This window comes from Hymenobacter lapidiphilus (assembly GCF_013377885.1).
Lineage (GTDB): Bacteria > Bacteroidota > Bacteroidia > Cytophagales > Hymenobacteraceae > Hymenobacter > Hymenobacter lapidiphilus.
Genome location: NZ_JABKAU010000075.1, coordinates 1 through 5,526, shown reverse-complemented (window position 1 = coordinate 5,526; position 5,526 = coordinate 1). Strand labels below are relative to the sequence as shown.

Annotated in this window: 12 protein-coding genes; 1 reads left to right on the top strand and 11 read right to left on the bottom strand. The window is 62.0% G+C overall.

Features of this window, described 5'->3' with window-relative positions:
- The 4 genes from HW554_RS19975 to HW554_RS19960 all read right to left on the bottom strand — a co-directional run.
- Nucleotides 1-1,058, bottom strand: a 1,058-nt coding sequence (locus tag HW554_RS19975; protein WP_176910291.1) for a hypothetical protein, incomplete at its 3' end; no start/stop codon positions are given.
- Complete coding sequence (locus tag HW554_RS19970) at nucleotides 1,051-1,497, bottom strand: hypothetical protein (protein ID WP_176910290.1); 447 nt, start codon at nucleotides 1,495-1,497, stop codon at nucleotides 1,051-1,053. The genes HW554_RS19975 and HW554_RS19970, both read right to left, overlap by 8 nt.
- 4 nt (nucleotides 1,498-1,501) lie before the next feature.
- A complete protein-coding gene (locus tag HW554_RS19965) occupies nucleotides 1,502-2,023 on the bottom strand; it encodes a hypothetical protein (protein ID WP_176910289.1) in 522 nt (173 codons plus the stop codon).
- Entirely contained in the window at nucleotides 1,983-2,903 is a 921-nt protein-coding gene (locus tag HW554_RS19960; RefSeq protein WP_176910288.1) for a DUF1376 domain-containing protein, read from the bottom strand. The genes HW554_RS19965 and HW554_RS19960 overlap by 41 nt, the downstream gene beginning before the upstream one ends.
- A 236-nt stretch (nucleotides 2,904-3,139) precedes the next feature.
- Here HW554_RS19960 and HW554_RS19955 point away from each other — a divergent pair, with 236 nt between their 5' ends.
- Nucleotides 3,140-3,325, top strand: a complete 186-nt coding sequence (locus HW554_RS19955) for a hypothetical protein (protein WP_176910287.1) — start codon at nucleotides 3,140-3,142, stop codon at nucleotides 3,323-3,325.
- An 18-nt stretch (nucleotides 3,326-3,343) separates the two neighbouring features.
- Here the strand turns inward: HW554_RS19955 and HW554_RS19950 are convergent, their stop codons facing one another.
- The 7 genes from HW554_RS19950 to HW554_RS19920 form a co-directional block, all read right to left on the bottom strand.
- Nucleotides 3,344-3,862 carry a hypothetical protein gene (locus tag HW554_RS19950; protein WP_176910286.1) on the bottom strand — a complete coding sequence of 173 codons (519 nt, stop codon included), beginning with the start codon at nucleotides 3,860-3,862 and terminating at the stop codon, nucleotides 3,344-3,346.
- A 4-nt stretch (nucleotides 3,863-3,866) separates the two neighbouring features.
- Nucleotides 3,867-4,049, bottom strand: a complete 183-nt coding sequence (locus tag HW554_RS19945) for a hypothetical protein (RefSeq protein WP_176910285.1) — start codon at nucleotides 4,047-4,049, stop codon at nucleotides 3,867-3,869.
- A gap of 11 nt (nucleotides 4,050-4,060) precedes the next feature.
- A complete protein-coding gene (locus tag HW554_RS19940; protein WP_176910284.1) occupies nucleotides 4,061-4,249 on the bottom strand; it encodes a hypothetical protein in 189 nt (62 codons plus the stop codon).
- Entirely contained in the window at nucleotides 4,243-4,419 is a 177-nt protein-coding gene (locus HW554_RS19935) for a hypothetical protein (protein ID WP_176910283.1), read from the bottom strand. Before HW554_RS19935 ends, HW554_RS19940 begins: the two co-directional genes overlap by 7 nt.
- On the bottom strand, nucleotides 4,416-4,742 hold the full coding sequence (locus HW554_RS19930; protein ID WP_176910282.1) for a hypothetical protein: 327 nt from the start codon (nucleotides 4,740-4,742) through the stop codon (nucleotides 4,416-4,418). Before HW554_RS19930 ends, HW554_RS19935 begins: the two co-directional genes overlap by 4 nt.
- Before the next feature lie 6 nt (nucleotides 4,743-4,748).
- Nucleotides 4,749-5,261, bottom strand: coding sequence for a hypothetical protein (locus tag HW554_RS19925; protein WP_176910281.1), 513 nt, complete (start codon nucleotides 5,259-5,261; stop codon nucleotides 4,749-4,751).
- The coding region (locus HW554_RS19920; RefSeq protein WP_218134802.1) for a hypothetical protein at nucleotides 5,258-5,526 on the bottom strand (269 nt) is incomplete at its 5' end. The genes HW554_RS19925 and HW554_RS19920, both read right to left, overlap by 4 nt.

Genomic DNA, 5,526 nt, shown 5'->3' with positions numbered 1-5,526 from the left:
AAGGTGCTTTCTGGAAAATCGTTGGCCTGCACGCGGGCCGATTCAGCCGCGCCACCGGCGGCCGTTAGTGGAATGCCCTTGAAGAGCCAGCCGGCAGCCGCTTCCATGGGCGAGTGGCCGCCGAGCATATAGCGGTTGCTCAGGTAGTCATAGCCCAGGTCAATGAAGCCGGGGCGGCCAACGCGCTTTTGCTTTTTGATCTTGTGTGCCCACCATTGCACCGACGTGTCGGATTTGCTGACGTGGTATTGCGGGCGGTGGCAGGTGAGCACGTTCCAGACCTTGTTGCCGAACATGGCCCCGCTGCTTAGGTCGAATTGATCCGGTACCGGCAGCTCCCCGTCTTTGAGCTTGGCCGGGTTGCGGGGGTGGGCTACGAGGTGAACGCATAGCGGCCGGTCCTCCTGCATCGTCCAGCGGGCCAGATCAGACAGCTTCTCGCTCAGGTACTGATCATCCCGCTGGCCCTTCATTTCGTGAAACAGCTGATTCCACGGGTCCAACCGGACGCCAAATAGCGGGGTCTGGCCGTGCACGTAGTCGAAGTAATCGAGCAGGCACTCCATGGTGGGCTTCTCTTCGCCCGGCGGGTTGATGACAATAATGTGGTCTTCCAGCCAATCCATGGCCCGGTCGTATGCCTGCGGCGACACCTGTAGCCGGTTGTATTGACGGCACCAGTCGGGGTCGGGGCTGTAGCCGGTGAGCTTGTGCACCAGGCTATCGTAAAACTCATCGGCCGGGGCGTTTTCGGGGGAGAATACGGCCCATGCCTTGTCAGGCTCGTGCACCGACTTTATCAACTCCAGCTCATCCATCATTTCCGATTTGCCATGGTTGGCGTAGCCAGTGGTGAGCGTTATTTCGCCGGCCTTGTGGGTCCAATGCGCATCAAAGTCGCGGAAGTAAGTGCTTGTGCCACGGGGCTTGCCATGGGCATGACCGTAGCGCATGGCCTCACGTACCCGGCTGACGCGGTGCACGCCGGCTTCGTAGTTGCGCGGGGCGGCGGCGGAGGCAGGCGCGGCGGAAAGCTCTAGGCCGGGGATGTTAAACATGGCGAGCGGGGGCAAATAGCTGTTGAAAGGCGGCGGGGTCGGCAGTCCGCAGGTTGATGCGGTACATGGCCCGAAGGGCAGTCGCGGCAACCGGCGGCCAATTTTCTTCGGGCAGTTCCGGCAGGCAGCTGACGGCCTGATAAAACCGGGCCTCCCATTGCCGGGCTTCGGCCGCGTGGTGGGTAATGGCGGCACCCAGCTCATGGCACTTGGCCGTATTGTGGGTAATGACGCGCTGCATTTGCCCCGCAACCCGGCCCATGGCCTGGCTTAGTTCAGCCGCTAAAGTGATTTCGCGCTGTTCGGCAGCCATGGCGCGGTCATTGGCTTCGCTGCGGGGAAGCGTGGCCAGCTTTTTCAGCCGGGCTACCCGGCGGGCGGTGCGCTCCAGCAGCGGGGCCATGGCTTGATCGAGGGAAGATTGAAAGGGAGCGGCCATGTCGTTACTGGAAAAGCTCGTAGTGATGCCGGGTATGGTAGGCGGGGTACTTGGCTGCCCATCGGGCGAAGTCAGCAGTAAGCGACTGATGCACTTGATGGTGGGCGGGTGAAGGGTAGGCCGTTCCATCCATTTCGAGCCGCTTCTCTGTTTCGCGCCGGATCAGGCTGTGGTAAAGACTGCGCTTCATGCCGGCCGGGTCGGGTTGCTGCGCCACCATGGCCAGGAGGGTTTCTTCTCCTAGGCAGTGGGTAGCCCAGGCGGTGGCCGGGCCGTGGTGGTGCTGCCAGAAGCTGAGGCAGAACGGGGCGCGTTGTTCGACCCACTGATAAATGCGGGTGTAGTTGAGCGGGCTGGACTTGTACTTGTCGAGCTTACCCTTGCAGCCCATCTTGACAATGGCCGTTAGCTCGAACAGCGTCAGGTAAGGGAAGTCTTCGGCAATGTCTGTGGTTAGGGCCTCCCATCCCTTGTCAAGCAGCAGATCAAAATTGTTTATTCGGGAGAGTTCCGAGGACTCCAGCACTAACCGTATGGCGGGTCGCTGCGGCGACTTGGCTAAGTTCGCGAGTGAAGTCGAGGGCGACGTTGCGGCGGTCGTCATTGCAGAGGGCGATTCCGCCGGTAGTGCGCTGTTGCTGATAGTTAGGTCCATAGTGGCCAGTGGCGGAAGTGATGGGAATGATGACGGGTTCGGCAAGCTCAGTCCAGCGTCGGTCGTTTAACCAAGTAGCCGGATAGGGCCGGTAGTCGGCAGCGGTATCGGCGTTGATCCAGTCAGTGCGGCGGGCGAACCAGTCGCGCGCCCAGCCGGCGGCGGCGGCGCATTCGTCGGGACTGAGTTTTGAGAAGGCTTTCAGGGCTTGGGGCTTGGCCACCTTGCGGGGGTAGGCTTGCCAGAAGTCAGCGAAGTGTTCCGGCTCAGGCTTCGGTGCGCGTGTTGAGCGAAGCGCAGTAGAAGAAGATTTATCTTCTTTCTTTACTTTACTTAACTTAACTATAGCATTGCGTTCGCATGGTTTTTCGGGTGCGTTCGCATCCGTATTCGATGCGTTCGCATTGCGTTCGGACTGCCAACGCTTATCGGCCGATGCTTTGGCCTTGAGGCTACGGGCGCGTTCCTTGTCAGCTTCAGCCAGCAGGCGCGGGTTGTAACGGAAGGTGCCACACGCCGAAAGGGGGAACTTCTCCAGCAGCACCTCGCCACTTTCGGCCCATTCTTCGAGACTCATTTCCGCCAACCGCCGCACCTTGTCGGCGCTGGCAGGCAGCGTCCCTTGCTCGGGACTCTCCCAGGCGGAAGCCAGCAGCCCGATATACACGCCCCGCTCGGCCTTGCTCATCATCTTCACAGAAGGTGAAGCGAGCCAGTCGGAGGCGTTGAAGTAAAAGGAATAGGACTTCATTAGGTGCCGATTAAATGACAATCCCCCGGCCTAACTCCGTCATAGTTAGGCGCGGGGGCTGTCGGTTTAGGTGCGGCAAACACCTTAAGACTGTGCGAGGCCGTGACGGCGGCCCTGTTGAAATCGGACAAACCCTTTGCCGGGGCTTACTCTGATTGCGTTGCTTATGCTAATGTATTACTAACGTAATCAAATAGCAAGGGCAATGGAAGATAAATGTTCATTACTTTCGCAGGATGGAAGGAAAGACAGCCACCCGCAACGCCCGCGCCTATACTTTCACCTTCGACTCGGAGGAAGAAAAGGCCGCCTACCAGGCCCACGCCAAACGGCGCGGGCTGACACTGGCGGGCCTCATCAAGTCGCTGCTGGCGGCCGACCGTGCAGCCCTGCCCGCCCCCGCAGCACCTTCCGCCACTTGAGGCGGTGGGTGGGGCGCATCAGGCGGGGCGTTTGGTGTAGGGCTTGCGGGGCTTCTTGGCCGGCGGCCCGAACGAAGCGGATGCTACGTTCGGCTGCTGACTTGGCTTGGGCTTTGGGTTCAGCGGCCGGCCGGGGTAGTAGCGGTAGTAGCTGGCCGTTACACGCTCCATCCTTTCCTTGGCGGCTGCGCTTTCGGGCGTACCGTCCAATTCCATCATAAAGGCCACTTCCAGCTCGTATATCCGGTGTTCGTAGGCTTCGGCCTTCACGCGGATTTTAGGCCCGTCAGTGGCGCACTCGCAGATGGCCGGGCCGTTTTGGCAGCGGGCGCACAATGGGGAACGGCCCTTGTTGTGCTGATCCTCGAGCTCGGCGCGGGCTATCTGCAGCCGGCCGCTCACCTTTAGCGCGGCCATAACGAGGTCGCCATTCAGAGCATAATCGTTGCTGGCAAACTTGGCGCGGGTTACGGCATCAAGCAGCTGGTCGATTACCTGTTTGTCTTGCTCGGCTAGTTGTGCGGGGTATTGTTCCATCCGTTCAGGTGGTTAGTTTGCGAAGTTGGCGGGCAAGCACAACGTGCTGATCTCCATTGGCGAAGCGCACCAGCATATTGGCGTTGCGGCCACGGATGCACTTGCCGGCGGCGTTGCGTACCGCCTCACACGGCTGGCCTTTTAAGTGTTCGGCGGTGTGTTTGTCGCCTCGATAAGTGTAATCCATCCGTTCAGTCGTTAATCGTTCAAAGAATCCCACACCCGCCGCCACAGCCTAGCCGCCACCTGCGGCCAGTGCCGTTGCCAGCGCAACCGGGCGCGGGTGCCGGCCACCGGGTAGCACCGGGGCAGGTACACCCGCACCAGGCAGCCGCCGGTGGTCAGGTAGTGGCGGGGCAGCAGGGCCGGGCGGTGGGGCGCTAACACGGCCGGGGCGGCACGGTGGCGGCCAGCAGCACCCGCACCCGGCGCAGCTCATCGGTGCGGGCGGCGCTACTGTAGAGGCTGCCGAGTTCGGCGGCGCGTAGTTCGGCGGCGCGGGCCACCAGGTCGGGGCGGCTCCAGCTGGCCGCGTTTTGGGGCGTGAGCTTCTTCATGCTTGTGGTTGGGGTTTGCTGGCCTCGTAAGCACCCCGGCCCACGTAGGCAATCAGGCGCGGGCGCGTGGGGGCTTCAATGGCCACGGGTGAGGCAAAGGCCAGTGCTACGGGCGGGGCAAGTGCCTGCTGCCGGCGGGCTAGTTCGGCGTTGGCGCGGCGCACCAGGGCCATCGCGTTGAAGCTATCCGCGAGAGCAGGCAGATGGCTGGCCGTTTTAAGGATGCGTTCCAGATCGTTCGTGTCGAGCACGGCCAGATTGCGCTGGTGCCAGTTGGAGACGAAGGAGCGGACGCCCGACAGGTTGGTGGTTTTCAGGGACATGGTAGCTTATGTAAGGGTAGCAGCGGTAGGCGTAGGGGCTGGCACGTAGGCCAGATTCAGCCGGATCATCTCATCCATGTGGCGCAGACTGGCATCCATTTGGGCGGGCGTGAGCTGGCAAAAGCGCGCGGTTACCAGTTCCAGGGCCTGGCAGACGTAGTTGGTGGCGTCCGAGTCCTCGGCATCGAACTTGTCCTGCGTGGCGCTCAGCAGCTTGTCGGCCTGCTTCATGAGCATTTTCAGCGCCTGAATGGCGGCGAACTTGAATAGGCCCATCTTTTCGAGCTGCCGGGTAGAGCTATCGACCATCACAATGCCGGCCGAGAGCAGCGTAATCAAGCCGGCGGCCTGGTGCTGCACTGCCGGGTCGGGGTGTTCAGATGGCCGCAGGCGGGGCGCTATCAGCAAGTTTGCCAGCCGGCGGGTGCGGCTCGGCACTGGCCGGGCAGACAGGGCCAGTGAAGAAACGGGGGCGGTGGGCTGCATCGTGGCAAGGCCCAGCGTGGAAAGCATATTCATATCGTGGGGTCAAGTAGCAGCACCCAGCAGCCGAAGCCAGCCAGGCGCTTAGTGAAGTAATCCAGCTCCAGCACGTAAGGGGCTTCCTCGGGCTGGCCGGGGCGGGTGCGGGCCGCGTAAAGCGTATGCACCGGCGCGCGCTCCGGGCCGCTGGTGTGCCAGTACACCCGGCGGGTGCAACCGTCCTGGGTGCTGCGGTATATGCCGGCCAGCGTCTTAAGTGGCGTCATGCAGCCGAGCGGTAGCGGCCCGCATTTCGGCCAGT